Source organism: Anaeromyxobacter sp. SG64, assembly GCF_022690745.1.
GTDB lineage: Bacteria > Myxococcota > Myxococcia > Myxococcales > Anaeromyxobacteraceae > Anaeromyxobacter > Anaeromyxobacter soli.
Genome location: NZ_JALCZB010000002.1, coordinates 82034 through 100735, shown reverse-complemented (window position 1 = coordinate 100735; position 18702 = coordinate 82034). Strand labels below are relative to the sequence as shown.

Annotated in this window: 17 protein-coding genes; 3 read left to right on the top strand and 14 right to left on the bottom strand. The window is 71.3% G+C overall.

Annotated elements, in window-relative coordinates; all coding sequences use genetic code 11:
• Positions 1–141 precede the first annotated feature (141 nt).
• The 9 genes from MNZ29_RS01160 to MNZ29_RS01120 form a co-directional block, all read right to left on the bottom strand.
• Positions 142–813: a TetR/AcrR family transcriptional regulator gene (locus tag MNZ29_RS01160; protein WP_242352314.1), complete on the bottom strand. Its 672-nt coding sequence runs from the start codon at positions 811–813 to the stop codon at positions 142–144.
• Entirely contained in the window at positions 813–2231 is a 1419-nt protein-coding gene (locus MNZ29_RS01155) for an amidase family protein (protein ID WP_242352312.1), read from the bottom strand. Before MNZ29_RS01155 ends, MNZ29_RS01160 begins: the two co-directional genes overlap by 1 nt.
• A 213-nt stretch (positions 2232–2444) precedes the next feature.
• Positions 2445–3578, bottom strand: a complete 1134-nt coding sequence (locus tag MNZ29_RS01150; protein WP_242352311.1) for an FAD-dependent oxidoreductase — start codon at positions 3576–3578, stop codon at positions 2445–2447.
• A gap of 175 nt (positions 3579–3753) precedes the next feature.
• Positions 3754–4005 carry a hypothetical protein gene (locus tag MNZ29_RS01145; RefSeq protein ID WP_242352309.1) on the bottom strand — a complete coding sequence of 84 codons (252 nt, stop codon included), beginning with the start codon at positions 4003–4005 and terminating at the stop codon, positions 3754–3756.
• A gap of 54 nt (positions 4006–4059) precedes the next feature.
• Positions 4060–4542, bottom strand: coding sequence for a glycine/sarcosine/betaine reductase selenoprotein B family protein (locus MNZ29_RS01140; RefSeq protein WP_242352307.1), 483 nt, complete (start codon positions 4540–4542; stop codon positions 4060–4062).
• Positions 4543–4562: 20 nt separating this feature from the next.
• Complete coding sequence (locus tag MNZ29_RS01135) at positions 4563–5480, bottom strand: LysR family transcriptional regulator (RefSeq protein ID WP_242333018.1); 918 nt, start codon at positions 5478–5480, stop codon at positions 4563–4565.
• 7 nt (positions 5481–5487) lie between these two features.
• Entirely contained in the window at positions 5488–6351 is an 864-nt protein-coding gene (locus tag MNZ29_RS01130; protein ID WP_242352305.1) for a carboxymuconolactone decarboxylase family protein, read from the bottom strand.
• A gap of 19 nt (positions 6352–6370) precedes the next feature.
• Positions 6371–7606, bottom strand: a complete 1236-nt coding sequence (locus MNZ29_RS01125; protein WP_242352303.1) for an NAD(P)-dependent alcohol dehydrogenase — start codon at positions 7604–7606, stop codon at positions 6371–6373.
• A gap of 26 nt (positions 7607–7632) precedes the next feature.
• Positions 7633–8610, bottom strand: coding sequence for an aldo/keto reductase (locus MNZ29_RS01120; protein ID WP_242352301.1), 978 nt, complete (start codon positions 8608–8610; stop codon positions 7633–7635).
• Between the two features lie 320 nt (positions 8611–8930).
• Between MNZ29_RS01120 and MNZ29_RS01115 the strand changes: the two genes are divergently transcribed.
• Entirely contained in the window at positions 8931–10100 is a 1170-nt protein-coding gene (locus tag MNZ29_RS01115; protein WP_242352299.1) for an NAD(P)/FAD-dependent oxidoreductase, read from the top strand.
• On the opposite strand, the gene MNZ29_RS01110 is transcribed toward MNZ29_RS01115, so the two are convergent.
• Positions 10097–11032: a DMT family transporter gene (locus MNZ29_RS01110; RefSeq protein WP_242352297.1), complete on the bottom strand. Its 936-nt coding sequence runs from the start codon at positions 11030–11032 to the stop codon at positions 10097–10099. The genes MNZ29_RS01115 and MNZ29_RS01110 overlap by 4 nt on opposite strands.
• Before the next feature lie 105 nt (positions 11033–11137).
• On the opposite strand from MNZ29_RS01110, the gene MNZ29_RS01105 reads away from it, so the two are divergent.
• A complete protein-coding gene (locus MNZ29_RS01105) occupies positions 11138–11998 on the top strand; it encodes a helix-turn-helix transcriptional regulator (protein ID WP_242352295.1) in 861 nt (286 codons plus the stop codon).
• Here the strand turns inward: MNZ29_RS01105 and MNZ29_RS01100 are convergent.
• Complete coding sequence (locus tag MNZ29_RS01100; protein WP_242352293.1) at positions 11937–13022, bottom strand: aldo/keto reductase; 1086 nt, start codon at positions 13020–13022, stop codon at positions 11937–11939. The two genes, MNZ29_RS01105 and MNZ29_RS01100, sit on opposite strands and share 62 nt — an antisense overlap.
• Positions 13023–13125: 103 nt before the next feature.
• Between MNZ29_RS01100 and MNZ29_RS01095 the strand changes: the two genes are divergently transcribed.
• Positions 13126–13533, top strand: a complete 408-nt coding sequence (locus tag MNZ29_RS01095; RefSeq protein WP_242352291.1) for a MarR family winged helix-turn-helix transcriptional regulator — start codon at positions 13126–13128, stop codon at positions 13531–13533.
• A 22-nt stretch (positions 13534–13555) separates the two neighbouring features.
• Here MNZ29_RS01095 and MNZ29_RS01090 read toward each other — a convergent pair whose 3' ends face one another.
• The 3 genes from MNZ29_RS01090 to MNZ29_RS01080 all read right to left on the bottom strand — a co-directional run bounded on the left by MNZ29_RS01090 (position 13556) and on the right by MNZ29_RS01080 (position 18648).
• Positions 13556–14128 (bottom strand): flavodoxin family protein, encoded by a 573-nt coding sequence (locus MNZ29_RS01090; RefSeq protein ID WP_242352289.1) that lies wholly within the window; start codon positions 14126–14128, stop codon positions 13556–13558.
• A gap of 141 nt (positions 14129–14269) precedes the next feature.
• Positions 14270–17644, bottom strand: a complete 3375-nt coding sequence (locus MNZ29_RS01085; RefSeq protein WP_242352287.1) for an efflux RND transporter permease subunit — start codon at positions 17642–17644, stop codon at positions 14270–14272.
• Positions 17641–18648 (bottom strand): efflux RND transporter periplasmic adaptor subunit, encoded by a 1008-nt coding sequence (locus tag MNZ29_RS01080; RefSeq protein WP_242352285.1) that lies wholly within the window; start codon positions 18646–18648, stop codon positions 17641–17643. Before MNZ29_RS01080 ends, MNZ29_RS01085 begins: the two co-directional genes overlap by 4 nt.
• Between the last annotated feature and the right edge of the window lie 54 nt (positions 18649–18702).

Sequence of the window (18702 nt, the reverse complement as noted above, 5' to 3'; positions counted from 1 at the left end):
CTCGTCCAGGCGTTGAGGTCGCGCTCGCGCTCGAAGTACTCGCCGGTCTCGCTGAGGTGCCAGCGGACGTCGCCCGCCTGGAACAGCGCCTCCTTGTCGAGCGGGTACGCCTCGACGTCCCGCCTGCGATCTGCACGGCGCTCAGGGACGAGGCACGGTGACGGGCGGCACGCGCCGCTCGCTCGGGGACAGCCGGCGTCGAGAACGACGATTGGACCAGCGTGCGAACCCCTGCAGCCCGGGGATCTGGTAGCTCCAGAATGCCTCGATCGCCTCGCGGAGCGCGCGCTCGTCGGCGTGCGCCTCCAGGATCGCCGCGAGCATCCGCCGGGTGTTGTCGAAGATCCGGGCAAGCACGAAGCGCGCGGCCGCGCTTGCGCCGCGACGCGGACGCAGATCGGCGAGCGTCGAGGCGACGAGACGCTCCACGAAGCGCGCGCCGAACGCGGCGTAGTCGGTCCCCGCGGCGCGGTCGAGCAGGATCACGACCGCGAGCCGGTGCTCCGCCCAGAAGCGCAGCATCTCGTCGCCGATGTCGTCGGCGCCCCGGGTCGCCTCCGCCCGGAACGCGCGGGAGAGGGCGCGCACACGTCGGTCGAGCAGCGACTCGAACTCCTCGGCGAGCGCAGGCGTGACGAGCGCATGGAAGAGCTCGTACTTCCCGGCGTAGTAGCGGTACGTGCTCGCCGTTCCGACCCCGGCGCGCTCGGCGATGGCGGTCATCTTCGCGCCGGCGTACCCGCGCTCCGCGAAGATCTGGAGGGCGGCCGCCTCGATGCGCGCGCGCACCTCGTCCTTGAGGACCTGGGGCATCAGGCCTCGAACAGCCGCGGGTAGGAGAAGGGTGCCCAGCGTTCCGCCCAGGGGCGCGCCTCCTCGAGCTGATAGGCGAGACCGAGCAGGAGCGCGTCCGCGCCCGGTGCGGCGGCGAAGTGGACGCCGATGGGGATGCCCTCTTCGGTCCAGTGCAGCGGCACTGACATCGCCGGGCAGCCCGCGATGTTGTGGATGGGCGTGTAGCCGACGGTGCGCCCGGTCCGCCGGAGCAGCTCCTCGCGCGGCAGGACCGGGGAGAGGTGGCCAAGGCGCCAGGGCGTCGTCGCGAGCGTCGGCGTGAGGACCGCATCGTAGCCGCGGATCGTCTCGAGGTACCGCTCGGTGCCAGCGGCGAACGCCGCGCGCGCCGCGGGCAGCGCGCCCGGGCCCCGGCGTTCGAGCTCGTCGACGAGCGCCCAGCTGAACGGTTCGAGCTCGTCCCGCTGCACCGGGTGTCCTCGCAGCCGGTCCACCAGCTCCACGAGGCCGGCCACCGCCGCCCCGGCGACGATGAAGAAAGCGTCGCCGAGAGCCGCGCCGTCGAGATCGGGCGAAGCGACGGGCTCGACCCGGTGTCCGAGAGCCGCGCAGAGCCCAGCCGCGTCGTCCACGGCGCGGCGCACCGCCGGCTCCGGCTCCTCGCCGAGGAGGGTGCGCGTCCAGGTCGCGATCCGCAGCGAACGCGCGAGCGGCTCCCGCACGTACCCTACGGCGGGGAGCGGACCGGCCCGGTCCTCCGTCACGGAGAGGAACAGGGCGCTGTCGCGAACGGTGCGGCTCACGCAGTGGTCGGAGACGAGGGCGCCGAACTCGGAAGGGAGGCTCGCCGGCACGCAGCGCGTCCGGCTCGGCTTGAACCCGAAGAGGCCGCACACCGAGGCGGGGATCCGGATCGACCCGCCGCCGTCGTTCGCGTGGGCGAGAGGAACGATCCCGGCGGCGACCGCTGCAGCGGCCCCGCCGGATGAGCCCGCGGCCGACAGCGACAGGTCCCACGGGTTGTGCGTCACGCCCTCGAGGAGTGTCTCCGTGCTGCCCAGCAGCCCGAATTCAGAGGCAGCGGACTTTCCGACGGTGACGAGCCCGCTCTCATCGATACGGCCGATGTACGGGGTGCGAGTCTCGGGCCCCGCGACGTTGCCGGCGAACACCCGCGAGCCACATGACCAGCGCAGGCCCGGGTACGGGGTCACCTCCTTCACCAGGAACGGCACGCCGGCGAACGGTCCGGGCGGCACCTTCGCCGCGCGCGCGCGCTCGAGGTCCACGGCGGGGACCACCCGCAGCAGCGCGTTCAGAGCCTCGAGCCGCTCGGCGAACGCATCGAGCAGGTCGGACGCGGTGAGCTCGCCGCGCGCGACCAGCGCCGCCTGCCCGACCCCGTCGAGCCGGGAAAGACCGCGGAACTTCGCCATGAGACGCCTCCTCGCGAGGTTGAAACGCGAACATGGTATTCCCGTTTCCGCCTCGCGTCAAAGGAGCCCGGCGCCCGCGACGGAAGCGCCACGGATGCCGATCGAATCGCCCCGATGAGCGATCGCGGAGGCACGCCCGCGAGACCCCAGAGCATCACCGGCCCGCCTCGGGCACGATCTGGTCGGCTCGCGGCGCCCGGAGCGCGAGCCCCGTCACCGCCGCTCGAGGACGCGCGCGCGGCGGACCGCGCGCTCGCGCCGGTCGATCGCTTGAACGGCGCGGACCGCGTACTCCTGCGCCGTGTAGATCTGCTTCAGGGATGGGGTGCCGCTTCGGTGCCGGCTCATGTCCCCCACCGCGAAGAGCCCGCGCACGCTCGTCTCGCTCGTCGCGTCGTCGACGAGCACGTGGCGGGCGTCCTCCGGACCGTCGCCGGCGTCGAGCTCCGCGCCGAGCTGGAGGGCGAGGTCGTTGTAGACGCGGTGCAGCCCCATGGCGACCATCCCGAACCGCGCCGGTACCTGCGCGCCATCCTCGAGGCGGAACCCGCGGAGGCTTTCGCCCTTCCGGCCGCTCTCTCCGTCCAGGATCTCGACGAGCCGCGCTCCATGGAACGCCACCCCGTAGGCCTCCATGAGTCGCAGCGTCTCCGGCCTGGCCTCGAGCGCCTCGCCGTTTCCGAGGAGGACGACGGCCACACCGTAGCGCTCGTGCAGGAGGAGCGCGACCTGAGCGGCGGCGTCGCTCGCCCCGAGCACCGCCACCGGCGTGCCGCGCACGAGGTGCCCCTCGCAGAGGATGCAGTAGAGGAGGGACTCCGCGTTGGCCCAGGGATAGATCCAGCGGATGTCGTCCACCACCTTGCCGCCCTTCGTGGTGAGCTTCACTCGCGGCTGGCGGTCCATCACGCCGGTGGAGAGGATGACCGCGCCGGCGCGGAGGCGCTGGCCGCGGTCCGTCTCGACGACGAACCCGGTGTCTTCTGCACGCGCCGCGACGGCCTTCTCGTCGAGCAGCGTGGCCACGTCGGCGAAGTCGGCGGTCAGCCGAAGCGTCACGTCCTCGACGATCTCCGGGATGCCGACGTGGAAGTGAGTCCGGGCGATCGCCTCGCGCGCGGCCGCGTGCTCGGGGCCCGAGAGCAGCTCGAGCACCTTTCGCTGCACGATGCCCCCCGAGACGCCGATCATGTTGTCCACGTTGTAGACGTAACGGGCCCGGCTCGCGCGAGCGGTCCTCGCGTCGCCGCGGATCCAGGCGACCGTGAGGCCGTGCTGCGCTGCGCGCAGCGCAGCCGCGCTCCCCCCGATGCCGCCCCCCACGACGATGACCTGGCACTGATTCACGGAGCGCCTCCCGCCTAGCCTCGACGGCCTCCATGTAGCGTCCGGCGGGCACGCGCAAGGTTACGGCGCGCTCCCCACCGTCCCCTCAGGGGGTTGGACGGCCTGCTCCGAGAGTTTTCGCCCCGGCCGCGCCCGCGTTGACGGGTGCGCCCATCCCGGCGCGGCCACCTTCCGATCAGGAGGCCTCCTTGCGGAGCTGCCTCGAGCGCAGGTCGTCCTTCGTCCACTCGAAGGGCAGCGCCTCCAGCGTACCGGCGCGCTGGATTCGCTCCGCTGCGGCGAGCATCTCGTCCAGGATGGCGACGTGGGTGGCGTCGTCGTGCAGGTCCCCCATGGTGAGGCCGAAGGGGTGCTCGACGAGGAGCGCGCGGGAGGGCTTGATGCGGCGCGTGATGCTGGCGGAGAGCGTGAGGGACATCGTGCTCACCCCCTCCTCGTCGAGGACCCGCTGGACCAGTCCGACCGACTGGTTGCAGACGGGTCACGCGGGCACGAGGAGGGCGAGGTCGACCGCGTCCGACCGCAGCCGCCGCGCGACCTCCCGGCCGTTGTCTCGCAGCACGTCCGTCTCGATGGCGTAGCCCATGAAGCTGTAGTGGCGAGGTGCCGCGGCGCCGATCCGGCCGCTTCGCTCCAGGGTGCGGAGCGCGCGGAGCGGGAAGACGACGTCCACGTCGTCCAGGGCGCGCCGGGTGTCGTAGCCGCCGTGAGAGAGCCCGATGCGGGCGAGGTCGACGTCGTGCGGAAGCTCCCGGAAGCTCGGGTCACCTTCCTTGCTACGCCGGAACCGTTCCTGCTCGCCGGCGAGGTACGCGCCGGCGGTGACGACGAGCGCCACGGTCCCCGTCGAGACGGGTCGGCCGAGCGCGTTGACGCGGGACGGCTCGTCGTACGACTCGAACTCGAAGTCTGGGAGGAGCTTCTCCCGGATGTAGTCACGCTCCACGTCTGCGAAGGACTTCACGTCGGTGGACCTCCTTCCGGTCAGCGCACGCGCTGCTTCGAGCCGACGGAGAGCTCGCGCGCGACGTCCACGAACGCCCTGAACGCCGGCGACACCTGCGATCTGCTCGGGAAGTACAGGAAGAACCCGGGCACCGCGGCGGCGTAGTCCTCGAGGACGATGCGCAGGGCGCCGCGGCGCAGCTCGTCTGCCACCAGGGGCTCGAACGAGTAGAGGAGGCCCACTCCCGCCTCGGCGAGGAGCCGCATGAGCTCGGGGTCGTTCGTCGTGACCGATCCGTGGACGGGCACGCGCCACTCCTTCTTTCCGCGCTCGAGCTCCCACGCGTACCGCGCGCCGCCGACGTCCGTGCGGATGCAGAGGCAGTCGTGCTGGAGGAGGTCCTCTGGCCTCTGCGGCGCCCCGCGGCGCTCGAGGTACGACGGAGCGGCGACCACGACGAAGCGCCCGGGCGGCGTGAGACGGACCTGGACCATGTCGCGCTCGATGGCCTCCGACAGGCGGATGCCCGCGTCGAAGCCCTCGGCGACGATGTTCACGAAGCGGTTCTCGGCCTGGACCTCGACCTCCACCTTCGGATGCCGCTCCAGGAACCTCGGCAGCAGGCGAGCGACGACGAGCGACACCGCCACCGTCGGGACCGACAGCCGGACGCGGCCCGTGATCTCTCCCGGGCGAGCGGACACCGTCTTCAGCGACTCCAGCGCCTGATCCACCGCCGGGCCCGCGTTCTCGACGAGGCGTTGCCCAGCGTCCGTGAGCGCCACCGTCCGCGAGGTCCGCGTGAGCAGCGTCACGCCGAGCCGCGCCTCGAGCTGCCGGACCGACTGGCTGAGCGCGGAGGTGGACACCCCGAGATCCCTCGCCGCGGCCGCGAAGCTCCTGCGGCGCGCCACCGCGATGAAGGAGCTGAGGGCGTTGAGCGGAGTGAAGGCCATGGGGACGCTATCGCTGCGCTTCGGGGATGACCTCGTTCACGCAAGTCAGCGCGCTGAGCGCCCGAGGATAGCCGATGTACGGAAGAAGCTGCGTCACGACCGCGATGAGCTTCTCCTTGTCGTTCCCGACGTTGACGTTGCCCTGGATGTGCCCCTTGAGCTGAGGCTCGGCGCCCCCGAGCGCCGCCAGCATCGAAAACGTCAGGAGCTCCCGCGTCCTGGCGTCGAGGCCACCCCGGGTCCAGTAATCGCCGAAGCAGTTCGCGGAAAGGAGCTCCTGGACGTGGCGCTGATTGGCGGGCGCGGCCGCGTACAGCTCGTCGATGCGACCCCCGAAGATCTCCTTCTGGAGGGCCAGCCCCCTCGCGCGCCGGTTCTCCGGCGCCGTCGTGGACTGAGCCTCCAGCGGCAACTCCACGCCCCTGGCCCGCAGCACGTCGTTGGTCGTGTGGATGAAGTCGACGACCTTGGCGATGCCGACGTAGGGGACGGCCTGGTACAGGATCTCCTTGGCCTCGACCGGGGTGACGCCCACGTTCAGCGCTCCGCCGAGCATCATCCTGTACTCGCTCGAGGCTTGGCTCGCGATCGTCGACGCCAGGATGACCATGACCCTCGTCTTCGGGTCCAGGTTCCCGTGACGGAGAACCTCGTCGAACGCGAAGTTGTCGAAGATCTCGATCAACTCCGGGTCCGTCTCCTTCAGCTTGGACTCGTACCCGGGAAACAGCTGCTCGTGGTTTCGGACGGCCGCTTCCGTCAGATGAGCGACCGGACGGTTTCGGGTGGAGTTCATCTCGATCCTCGAGTGGGCGCTGCACGCGGCCAGGGACGTCAACGTCAACGCCGCGACGGCGATGACCTGCTTCATGGTGCGCTCGCGATCGTCGTCAGGCGTTCGTCATGTCGATGACGAAGCGGTAGCGCGCCGCCTTGTCGACCACCTTGGTCCAGGCGTCGTCGATCCTGGACATCGGGACCTTGGTGATCTCCGGCCTGATGCCGTGAAGCTCGCAGAACTGCACGAGCTCCTGCGTCTCCCGGATCCCGCCGATCTGCGAGCTCGCGAACGAGGTGCGATCTCTCAGGAGCGAGAACGGGCCGATCTGGTGAGGCTCGGTGGTCTTGCCGACGCCGACCATGCACAGCGTGGAGTCCATCTTCAGCAGCGGAATGAGCCGCTCGAGGTCGTGCTGGTACGGGACCGTGTCGAGGAGGAAGTCGAGCGACCGCCGGTACTTCGCCAGATCCGCTCCCTGATCGTTCACGATGACGGTCTTCGCGCCGAACCGCCTCGCGTCGTCGACCTTGCCTCTCGACGTCGTCAGCACCGTCACCTGGGCGCCCATCGCGGCGGCGATCTTCGTCGCCATGTGACCGAGGCCGCCGAGCCCGACGACGCCGACCTTCTTCCCGGGGCCGACGCTCCACCTCCGGAAAGGAGAGTAGACGGTGATCCCGGCGCACAGCATCGGTCCCGCGTGCGCGAGGTCGATCGCGTCGGGGATCGCGATGACGAAGTCCTCGTCCACGACGTTGAAGGTCGAGTAGCCGCCCTGCGTGAGCGAGCCGTCGCGGTCCTTCGACCCGTAGGTGAGGACGCTGCCGTTCTCGCAGTACTGCTCCATGCCGGCCTCGCACGGACCACAGTGGCGGCAGGAGTTCACCATGCAGCCCACCCCCACGCGAGAGCCCACCTTGAACTTGCCGACGCTCGAGCCGACCGCCACCACCACGCCGGCCAGCTCGTGCCCGGTGACGAGCGGGAACGTCTCCTTCCGCCAGTGCTCGCGCCCATGGTGGATGTCGGAGTGGCAGATGCCGCAGTACTGGAGCTTGATCGCGACGTCCTTCGGCCCGAGCGCTCGCCGCTGGAACTTCAACAGCTCGTGGGGGCCCTGGGACGAGTAGAGCGCCATCCCTTCGACCGGGAACGGGCCCTGTCCGTAGCTCGTCCTCTCGGCGCCTGGAGCGGCTCCCGCCGTGGACGGCTTGAACAACCCGGCGGCACCTGCGCCCGCCGCGGCGAGGGCGCCCGTCCACATGAAGCCGCGCCGGCTCAGGGTCGTCGTGTCGTGGGAATCCGGCTCGCGCTCGGGCGGCCGCTTCGCAATCTGATTCTTCATGGTTGGCTATCTCCGAACACGAGCCGCTAGAGCCCGGTCCTCTTCTCGAGCTCCTCCGGGTACCGCGCGCCCTCCACGCGAATCTTCGACGCGGCCTCGTCGATGGCGCGGAGGTCGTCCGCGGTCAGCTCGACGTTCGCGGCGCCGAGGTCCTCCTCGAGCCGGTGCAGCTTCGTCGTCCCGGGGATCGGCACGATCCAGGGCTTCTGCGCGAGGAGCCACGCGAGCGCGATCTGCGCGGGGGTCGCCTGCTTGCCCGCCGCGATGACGCCGAGGAGGTCTACGAGCGCCTGGTTCGCCTTGCGCGCCTCCGGGGAGAAGCGGGGCACGATGTTGCGGAAGTCGTTCTTCTCGAACGTGGTCTTCTCGTCGATCTTCCCCGTCAGGAATCCCTTGCCGAGCGGGCTGAACGGGACGAACCCGATGCCGAGCTCCTCGAGCGTCGGGAGCAGCTCCTCCTCGGGCTTCCGCCACCACAGCGAGTACTCGCTCTGGACCGCGGCGACCGGCTGCACGGCGTGCGCGCGGCGGATCGTGTTCACGCCGGCCTCGGACATGCCGAAGTGCTTCACCTTGCCAGCGCGGATGAGGTCCTTCACCGTGCCCGCGACATCCTCGATGGGAACGTCCGGATCCACGCGGTGCTGGTAGAGGAGGTCGATCGTCTCGACCTTCAGCCGCCGGAGCGACGCCTCGGCGACCTCGCGGATGTGCTCGGGCCGGCTGTCCACTCCGATCGTCCCGAGCTTCATCCCGAACTTCGTCGCGATGACGACCCGGTCGCGGACGGGCGCGAGCGCCTCGCCGACCAGCTCCTCGTTCGTGAAGGGGCCGTAGGCCTCGGCGGTGTCGAAGAACGTGACGCCGCGATCGACCGCGGCGCGGAGGAGCGCGATCATCTCCTTCCTGTCCGGTGGGGTCCCGTAGGCGAAGCTCATCCCCATGCAGCCGAGGCCGATGGCCGAGACCTCGAGTCCGCTCCTTCCCAGCTTGCGCTTCTGCATCTCGTGCTCCTTCCGGTTCGCTCAACCTCGGCTCACGCCGATGCTGTGGCGGCTCTCCATCCCCGTCGTCATCGAACGGGAAACTACGCGCGGCACGGCAGTCTCGAAAGAGGTCGATCGCGGATGGCCCGTGCAGGAAAGCTTCACGATGTGCCACTCCGCGGCCGAGCGCCTGATGCTTCGCGCGGGGGACGATCTCGAGCACGCCGTGCCTGCCCGAAAGCGGGATCCCTCCGGAGGTGTGCAGGACTGGCCTCGAGGGACGTGACGGGCGACGAACGGCTTCTACAGTACGTTTCAGCGCGCCAGGCGGAGGACGGATGCCTGATTTCAAGTACGTGGTGGTGGGCGGCGGGATGACGGGGCACGCCGCCGCGATGGGGATCCGCTCGGTGGATGCGAGCGCGCCCGTCCTGCTGGTCGGCGAGGAGCCCGTGGGACCCTACGTGCGCCCGCCGCTCACGAAGGGGCTCTGGACGGGGCAGGAGGAGGGATCGATCTGGCTGCCCTCGGTCGAGGGGATCCAGCTTCGGACTGGCACGCGCGTCGTCGCCATCGACCGTGCCGAGCGGCGCATCGGGCTCGAGGGAGGGGAGACCATCGGGTACGAGCGGCTCCTCCTCGCGACCGGTGGCACTCCGCGTCGGCTGCCCTTCGACGGCGACGGGGTCGTCTACTACCGGACGGTCGCGGACTTCAGGCGCGTCCGGGCGCTCCCGGCGGGAAAGCACGTGGCGATCGTCGGTGGCGGCTTCATCGGGTCGGAGATCGCGGCCTCTCTCGCGACCGCTGGCTATCGGGTGACGCTCGTCTTCCCGGAGGAAGGGATCGGCTCACGGCTCTTCCCGCGAGACCTCGCGGTTCACCTGAACGGCTACTACGCCGAGCGTGAGGTGGAGGTTCGGGCGGGGGAGCGCGTCACGGGGCTCGTGGCGCGCGGCTCGGGATTCACCCTCCGGACCGACCGGGACGAGATCCAGGCCGACCTCGTGGTGGCGGGGCTCGGCATCGTCCCGAACGACCGCCTCGCCGCGGAGGCGGGACTCGAGGTCGACGACGGCATCCTCGTGGACGAGACGCTACGCACGTCCGACCCCGCAATCTTCGCTGCAGGTGACGTCGCGAGATTCCTCAATCCGGCACTCGGAACGAGAATCCGGGTCGAGCACGAGGACAACGCCAACCGCATGGGACGGGAGGCCGGCCGCGCGATGGCCGGGGCCGACGTCGCCTACCGTCACCTGCCATTCTTCTACTCGGACCTGTTCGACCTCGGGTACGAGGCAGTCGGCGTTCTGGACCCGCGCCTCGAGGTCGTCGCCGAATGGAAGGAGCCGTACCGCAGGGGAATCGTCTACTACGTCGCGAATGGCAGGGTGCGCGGCGTGCTGACGTGGGGCGTCTTCGGCAAGATGGACTCCGCGCGAGAGCTCATCGCGGAGCCCGGTCCGCACGATCCGGAGTCGCTACGCGGGCGGATCCCGACCTAGCAGATATCCGGTTCCAGGCGCGCCGCGCGGCGGCGAAGCCTCGGCGCGCTCACGGTGGCGATGCCCGCGAGCACCAGCGCCGCCCCGATCCCGAAGGCGGGGTCGACGTGCTCCCCCAGGACGAGCACGCCGAAGGTCACGCCGAAGAGCGGCGTCAGGAACGAGAACACCGAGACCTGCGACGCGGCGTAGTGGCGGAGGAGCCAGAACCACGCGAGGTAGCTCGCGAAGGACACGACGACGCCCTGGAACAGGAGGCTCGTCCAGGCGAGCCGCGTGAGCGACACCTGCGTCGCCTGCCCGGAGGCCGCGGCGGCAGCGCCGAGGAGGACGCTCGCGACCGCGAGCTGGTAGAGCAGCGTCTTGGCGGGCGCCGCATCGGACAACGCCGAGCGGCGCACCACGACCGTGGTCGCGCCCCATGCCGCGCCGGCGAGGACGCCGAGCGCATCGCCGCCGAGCATCCGGAGCGACACGGCGCCGCGCGCCCAGCCGCCCGCGAACGCCACGGCGATCCCGGTGAAGGCGAGGAGGATGCCGAGCCACTGTCGGGGGCGGAGCCGCTCGCCGGGCACGGTCCAGTGGAGCCCGACCGCGGTGAAGATCGGCGAGGTGTAGAGGAGGACCGCCATGTGCGACGCCGAGGTCCGGCGCAGCCCCTCGGCGACGAACATGAACTCGGCGGCGAAGAGCGCACCCGCCACGAGCCCTGGCCGCAGCGTGCCGTCTCGCAGCGAGAGCGGCTCGCGGCGGATGGACATGAGCAGCAGGACGAGCGCGGCGCTCATCCCGGAGCGCAGGCAGACCTGCATGATCGGGACGACGTCGTGCGCGGCCAGCTTGATCGCCACCTGCTGTGCGCCCCAGATCGCGCACAGGAGCACCATCGTCGCCATCACGAAGCCGTCGAGACCCTTGCGCGCCGCGCTCATGCGTTCCGTTCCCGCGGGCCGTCGCGGCCTGCGCGAGCGCGATGATGCCGCTGGCGCCGGGGCTGGATATAGTGCGATCCGGACATTCATTGCAGCGAAGGCGCCATGCCCAGGCATCTCCGCACACCTCTCGACGAGACGCTGCCGCATCCGGTGTACTTCCGGACGGACAGCTTGCAGCCGGACTCGTCGTACCCACGCCACCGGCACCACTGGGGCGAGTTCGTCTACGCGTTCAGCGGGGTCATGGAGCTGAAGCTGGCCGACCGCCATTACCTCGCTCCGCCGCAGTACGGGATCTGGCTCCCGCCCGAGGTCGAGCACGTCGGGCTCAACCGCCACGAGGCGACGTTCTGCTCGCTCTACCTCGCGCGCGAGCGCTGCCGCCGTCTTCCGCGGGACGCCTGCGCGCTCGCGGTGGGCCCGCTCCTGAAGGCGCTGCTCGATCAGCTCCGCGCGCGCGGCATCGACACGCCGCGGACGGCGCCGGACGCCCGGCTCGTGGAGGTGCTCGTCGACGAGCTCGCTGCGGCGCCGCGCCAGGGCACTTACCTGCCCAGCTCCGAGGACCCGCTGCTCGGCCCCATCCTCGCCGCGCTCCAGGCGCAGCCGGACGACCAGCGGTCCCTCGCGCACTGGGCGAGGCAGGTGCACACCACGGAGCGGACGCTCGTCCGGCGGTGCCAGCGCGACCTCGGGATGTCCTTCGGCGAGTGGCGGCAACGGCTGCGGGTCGTGCGGGCGCTCGCGCTCCTCGAGGCGGGGCGCTCGGTGGAGTCCATCGCCTTCGACCTCGGCTACGGCAGCTCGTCGGCCTTCATCGCCATGTTCCACCGGATGACGGGGACGTCGCCGAGCAAGCTCCGGAAGGACGCCGCCTCGAGGGACCGCGCGCGGGCCGCCGTCAGTACGGCTGGTCTCCCTTCACGAGCCCGAAGGGTGACGCCGGCGCGAACACCCCGTTGACCGTGGTGCCGCCGTTGTGGATGGCCGGGAAGATGGGCTGCATGCTCTGCGGGAAGCCGAACGTCGGCTGGGTGAGCGCGTCGAGCCGCCCGCGCTCGTCCGCCGTGAGCTCCACCTCGAGCGACGCGAGGTTGTCCTCGAGCTGTTCCCACCGGCGCGCGCCGATGATGGTGGAGGTCACGCCGGGCCGCTGGCGGAGCCACGCGAGCGCCACGCGCGCCACCGTCGACTGGTGCGCCCGGGCGATGGCCTCGAGCGCGTCCACGGTCGCGTAGGTCCGCTCGTTCAGGAACGACTCTAGGAACTGAGCCCGATCCGTCTTCACCTGGCCGGCGTTGCGGCGGGTGTACTTGCCGCTCAGCGCACCGCTCTTGAGCGGCGACCAGGGAGTGATCCCCAGGCCGAGCTCCAGCGCCATGGGCACGAGCTCCTGCTCGACGCTGCGCTCGAGCAGCGAGTACTCGATCTGCAGCCCGATGAACGCCGACCACCCGCGGAAGCGGGCGAGGACGTTCGCCTCGGCGATCTTCCAGGCCGGCGTGTCGGAGACGCCGAGGTAGCGCACCTTCCCCGCGCGCACCAGGTCGTCGAGCGCGGCCATCGTCTCCTCGATGGGCGTGTGGACGTCCCAGTTGTGCAGCCAGTAGAGGTCGATGTAGTCGGTCTGGAGCCGCCGCAGCGAGTTCTCGCAGGCGGCGAGGATCGACTTCCGGCCGGAGCCGCCGCCGTTGGGATCACCTGGGTAGAGGTTCCCGCTGAACTTGGTCGCGAGCACCAGGCGATCGCGGCGAGCGGCGTGGCGTCCGAGATGGTCGCCGATGATCTTCTCGGAGTGGCTCTTCGTGTAGAAGTTCGCCGTGTCGATGAAGTTGCCGCCGCGCTCGATGTAGCGGTCCATGATGCGCTGCGACTCCTCGACGCTCGAGCCCCACCCGAGATCTTCGCCGAAGGTCATCGCGCCGAGGCAGAGCGGGCTCACGCGCAGGCCGGACCGGCCCAGCGTCACGTAGTGGTCGAGAGGCATGGGATCTCCCATCGTGCTAACTTGTTCAAAGATGCAGCTGGTTCAAGAACACACGTCGTTTAAAGTGGAACTACTTTAATCCTGAACCACAGAGCCGCAACCCATGCCGAAGATCGAACCCGCCAGGGTCTGGTCGCTCAACTACCGGCTGCTCATGTCGGTGATAACCGCCGCCGCGCCCGCCATCGCGGCGCTCGGGCTCGAGACGAAGGAGCTGTTCGTCCTCGGCGAGGTCGAGGAGCACCCGTATCCGGCGGCGCTCGCGGCCACCCTCTGCATGCCGAAGCCCAGCGTGACCGTGTACGTGAAGCGGCTCGAGGCCGCCGGCTTCCTGCGCCGCGAGATCGATCCCGCCGACCTGCGGCGTCACCGGCTGGTGCTGACTGCGGCCGGGCGCAAGGCAGCAGCGCAGGGGAAGGCCCTGCTGTCGAAGGCGTTCAGCGATCGGCTGGGGCGCCTCGGCGTCGCCGAGCAGGCGGTCCTCCTCTCCCTGCTCGAGAAGATGACCTGACCGTCGTCCGTGGGAGCGGGAGTCACGCGAGCTTCTTCAACAGCCAGGCCATGTTCTGGCCGAGGACCTGCATCGTGCGCAGCCCCTCCTCGTCCCGCTCCACGTCGCCCTTCTCGAGCCCGATCCCCACGTTCCAGTAGTTGGAGCCGGGCACGATCATCTGGTTGATCGTGAAGAAGTGATTCATCGTGTCGAAGGCGTGCGTCGAGCCTGCTCGTCGCACGGCGACGACCGCGGCGCCCACCTTCCGGCGGAACAGGTCGCCGTTCTGCTTGGCGACGAACCCGCAGCGGTCGATGAGCGCCTTCATCTCGGTGGACACGTCGCTGAAGTAGGTCGGCGAGCCGAGCAGGATGCCGTCGGAGGCGGTCATCTTCTCGATGCACGCGTTGACCATGTCGTCGTTCCGGGCGCAGCGTCGGTCGCGACGCTCGCCGCAGCGGCGACAGCCGGTGCAGCCGTGGATGTCGTGGCCGGCGAGGTGCACGACCTCGGTCTCGATCCCCTCGCGCTCGAGCACGTCGAGCACCCGGCCGATGAGGAGCGCAGTGTTGCCGTCCTTCCGTGCGCTGCCGTTGAATGCGACGACCTTCATGCCTGGCTCCCTCGCGGCGCGCCTCCCGGAGGCGGGCGGTGGCGTCGCGCGGCGGCAAACCTAGACGAAGACGGCCCCGCTTGCCATCGGGGCTCGCGATGACGCGGGTGCCGAAGGCGATCGGCCAGCGCGCGGGAGAGCTCAGGTGGCTGTTGAACGGGACGCCGTGACCAGGGGAGCTACGACCGCGATCGCCGGGCCTGCCGCGGAGGCGCCGCGCCGCCCCGGGGCGAGCGCGCCCTCGCGCTGGAGCTCGGCGGCGCGGCCGCGGCGGGCGACGAGGAAGTAGAGGACCGGCACGGCGAGCCGCGAGAGCAGCGTCGCCGCCACCTCGCCGGCCATGAGGCTCACCGCCAGGCCCTGGAAGATGGGGTCGGCCAGCATCACGGCGCTCCCGACGAGCACGGCCGCGGCGGTGAGCAGCATGGGGCGGAACCGGACCACGCCCGCCTCCTCGACCGCGGCCGCGAGCGGCATCCCCTCCCGCAGCTTCAGCTCGATGAAGTCGACGAGGATGATGCTGTTGCGCACGATGATGCCGGCGCCGGCGATGAAGCCGATCATGCTGGTCGCCGTGAAGAAGGCGCCGAGCGCGAAGTGTGCGGGCAGGATGCCGATGAGGGAGAGCGGGATCGGCACGAGGATCACCCACGGCACCGTGAAGCTCTGGAACCAGCCCACCACCAGGATGTAGATGAGGACGAGCACGACGGCGAAGGCGAGGCCGAGGTCGCGGAAGACCTCCAGCGTGATGTGCCACTCGCCGTCCCACTTGAGCGCCGGCTGCTCGGTGGACGCGGGGTGGGCGAGGCCGAGGCGTGGCACCTGCTCCCCGCCGGCGTCGCGAAGCGCGTCGAGCTTCCTGTCGAGCGCCGAGAGCGCGTAGACCGGGCTCTCGATCTCGCCCGCGAGGTCGCCGAGGACGTATGCGACCGGCATGAGGTTCTTGTGGAAGACGGGCGGGTCGACTCTTCCGTCCTCCGGGCTGACGAGCTCGGAGAGCGGGACCGGGCCGCGCCGTCCCGGGACGGTGAGCTGCAGCAGATCCTCGAGGCGCGCCCGCCGCGCCGGCGCGAGCTGGAGCACGACGGGGACCTGCTCCGCGCCCCGCTCGACGTGAAAGCTCCCGAGCGGCGCTCCGGCGCCGCCCGCCGCGAGCGTCTGGATCACCGCGGCCGGCGCGACGCCGTGCAGCGCGGCCTTCTCCGCGTCGAGGCGGAGCGCCAGCTTCGGCGACGTCGCTGCCAGCGACGAGTCGACGTCCACCACGCCCTTCGTCGAGCGGAAGGCCGCCAGGACCTCGCCGGCGAGCCGGTCGCGCTCCGCCGCCGAGGGGCCGTACACCTCGGCCACGAGGGTGTCGAGCACGGGCGGGCCGGGCGGGAGCTCGACCAGCTTGAGCCGGCCGCCGCGCGGCCAGGCGATGGCCTCCAGCGCCGGGCGGACGCGCGTCGCGATGGCGTGGCTCTGCGCCTTGCGATCGCCCTTGGGGACGAGGTTCACCTGGAGGTCCACCTGCTCGGCGCCTTCGCGCAGGAAGCTGTGGCGGACCATGCCGACGAAGGTGAACGGCGCGGCGACGCCCGAGTGGACCTGGACGTCCTTCACCTCGGGTTCCTGGAGGAGCCGCCGCGCCAGCTCCTGCCCGACGGCGAGCGCCCCCTCGCGTGCCGTGCCGGCCGGCAGGTCGAGCTGCACCTGGAACTCGCGCTTGTTGTCGAAGGGCAGCATCTTCACCTTGAGTGCCCCGAGCGCGACGAGCGACGCCGCCCCGGCGAGGAGCCCGAGCACGAGGGCCAGGAAGGCCCAGCGACTCCAGGCGCGGGTGAGGAGCGTGCCCATGACGCGACGGTAGAGCCGGGTGAGGCGCGTCTCCTGCGCCCGCGCCGGGATCGCCGCTGGCTCGGCCGCGAGCGGGTCCGCAGGGTCGCGGCCGCCGTCGGCCGGGTGCAGCCCCGACGCGTCGACCTCCGCCAGGTGCCCCTCCTTGCGGAAGACCTTCATCGCGGCCCAGGGGCTGATGACGAAGGCGATCGCGAGCGAGAAGAGCATGGCCGCGCTGGCGCCCACCGGGATGGGGCGCATGTACGGGCCCGAGAGGCCGCGCACGAACGCGTTCGGCAGGATGGCGGCGATGACGGCGAAGGTGGCGAGGATGGTGGGGTTCCCGACCTCGTCGACCGCCTCGACGACCGTGCGGGCGAAGCTCCGCTTCGGCCCGGGCAGGTGGAGGTGCCGGTGGATGTTCTCGACCACCACGATCGCGTCGTCGACGAGGATGCCGATCGAGAAGATGAGCGCGAAGAGCGTGACGCGGTTGAGCGTGTAGCCGAGGAGGTAGGTGGGGACGAGCGTCAGGGCGAGCGTCACCGGCACCGCCACCCCCACCACCACCGCCGAGCGCCAGCCCATGGCGAGCGCGATGAGGGCGATCACGGACAGCGTGGCGAGGAGGAGGTGCTCGATGAGCTCGTTCGACTTCTCCCCCGCGGTCTCGCCATAGTTGCGGGTGACGCTCACCTTCACGGAGGAGGGGATGAGCCGGCCGCGCAGCGTCGCCACCTTGTGCTCGACCGTCCTCGCCAGCTCGGGCGCGTTCGCGCCGGCGCGCTTCGCCAACGCGATGGAGACCGCCTGCTCGAATCCGGGCTTCCCTCTCTCGGCCATCAGGACGACGGCCGGCTCGGGCTCGGGACCGTCCGTCACGCGCGCCACGTCCTCGAGGTAGATGGGCCGGTCGCCTCGGACCGCGACCACCAGGCGGCGCAGGTCCGCCGCGGAGCGCACGAATCCGTTCGCCTCCAGCTCGATGCGCCTGCCCGCATCCACGAGCGCGCCGGCGGGGAGCTGCCCCTGACCGGCCGCGATGGCCGGCTGCAGCTCCGCGATCGACACGCCCAGCGTCCGCATCCGGTCCGGCTCGGGCTCGACCCGGGCCACCCGGCGCGCGCCCCCCAGCACCCGCACCTGCGCCGTCTGCGGGACGGCCGCCAGCTCGCGCGCGACCTCCTCCCCGAGGGCGCGCAGCTGGCCAGCGGGCTGCGGATCGCCGTGGAGCGTGAGCGTCAGGAAGGGGACGTCGTCGATGGTGAGGAGCCGCACCACCGGCGGTAGCGCCCCGGAGGGCAGGAGCTCGGGATGCGCGCCCAGCTCCTGGTGGACCTTCACCAGGCTCGCCTCGAGCGGCTCGTTCACCTTGAAGCGCACGGTGAGGAACGCCGCCGACGGGGTGGAGGTCGAGTAGAGGTACTCGACGCCCGGGATGCCCCACAGCCGCCGCTCGAGCGGCGCGGTGAGCTGGCTCTCCACCTCCCGCGCGGTCGCGCCCGGGTACGGCACCAGCACGTCGACCATGGGGACGATGATCTGCGGCTCCTCCTCGCGCGGCGTCAGGAGGACCGCGGTGACGCCGAGGGCGATCGAGGCGACGACGAGGAGCGGGGTCAGCTTGCTGCGCAGGAAGCCGCGCGCGAGCCGGCCGGCCAGGCCGACCCGGTGTTCCGAGGGAGAAGTCATGGCGTCACCTCCACCCGCTGCCCATCCCGCAGCGCGCTGCCCGGAGCGTCGATGACCGCCTCACGCGCCTCCAGTCCCGCGCGCACCGCGACGCGGTCGCCGACGCCCTCGCCGAGCGCGAGCCAGCGGAGCTGCGCCTGCCCTCCGGTCACGACGAAGACGCCGGTGAGGTCGCCTCGTTCCACGAGGGCGCTGCGCGGGACCCACACCCCGCGCGGCGGCGCGGCAATGTCGACCGGGAGCACGAGCCGGGCGAAGGCGCCGCTGCGGAGCGTCGCGCCGCCCTGCTGCACGCGAGCGCGCAGCGTCCGGCGATGGGACAGCGGATCGCCGCCGACCGCGAGCGCCGAGACCTGCGCTGCGCCGGCCTCACCGCCCGCCTCGAACCGGATCGTCTGGCCGATCGCGATCCCGCGCGCCTCCGCTTCGGAGAGGCTCGCCACGATCTCCAGCGCGCTCCCTTCCAGCTCGAGCAGCGGCTGGCCCGGGCCGACGAGGTCGCCGGCGTCGACGCGGCGGGCCTGCACCGTGCCGGCGAACGGGGCGCGGATCTCGGTGTAGGCGAGGGTCGCGCGCGCGGCCGCCACGGCCGCACGGGCCTGCGCCCGCTCCGCCCGCGCTCGGTCAAGCTCGACCGCGGTGGCCGCCCCCTGCGCCGCGAGCACCTCCATCCGGCGCTCCTGGGCGGCGGCGGTCGAGAGCGCGGTCCGTGCCGCAGCGAGCTGCCCCCGGACGTCATCGTCCGACAGCCGCACGAGCAGCTCGCCCTGGCGGACGCACGCGCCCTCCTGCACGTTCACGGAGCGGACCGAGGCCGGCGTCCGCGTGGAGACGACGGCCCGGCGCACCGCCGCCAGGCTCCCTGCCGCCCATCGGGTGCCGCGGGCGGGAGCGGTGGTGACGACGCGCACGCGCGCGGGCGCCGCCGGCGAGGCAGGAGCCGGCTCGGCCAGCGCCGCCGCCGGCACCGCCACTGCCAGGACCACTGCGAGGGTGCGCGTCATGGCTCCGCTCCTTCGACCACGGCGAGCTGCAGCTCTGCTCGAGCCGCTCGGTCT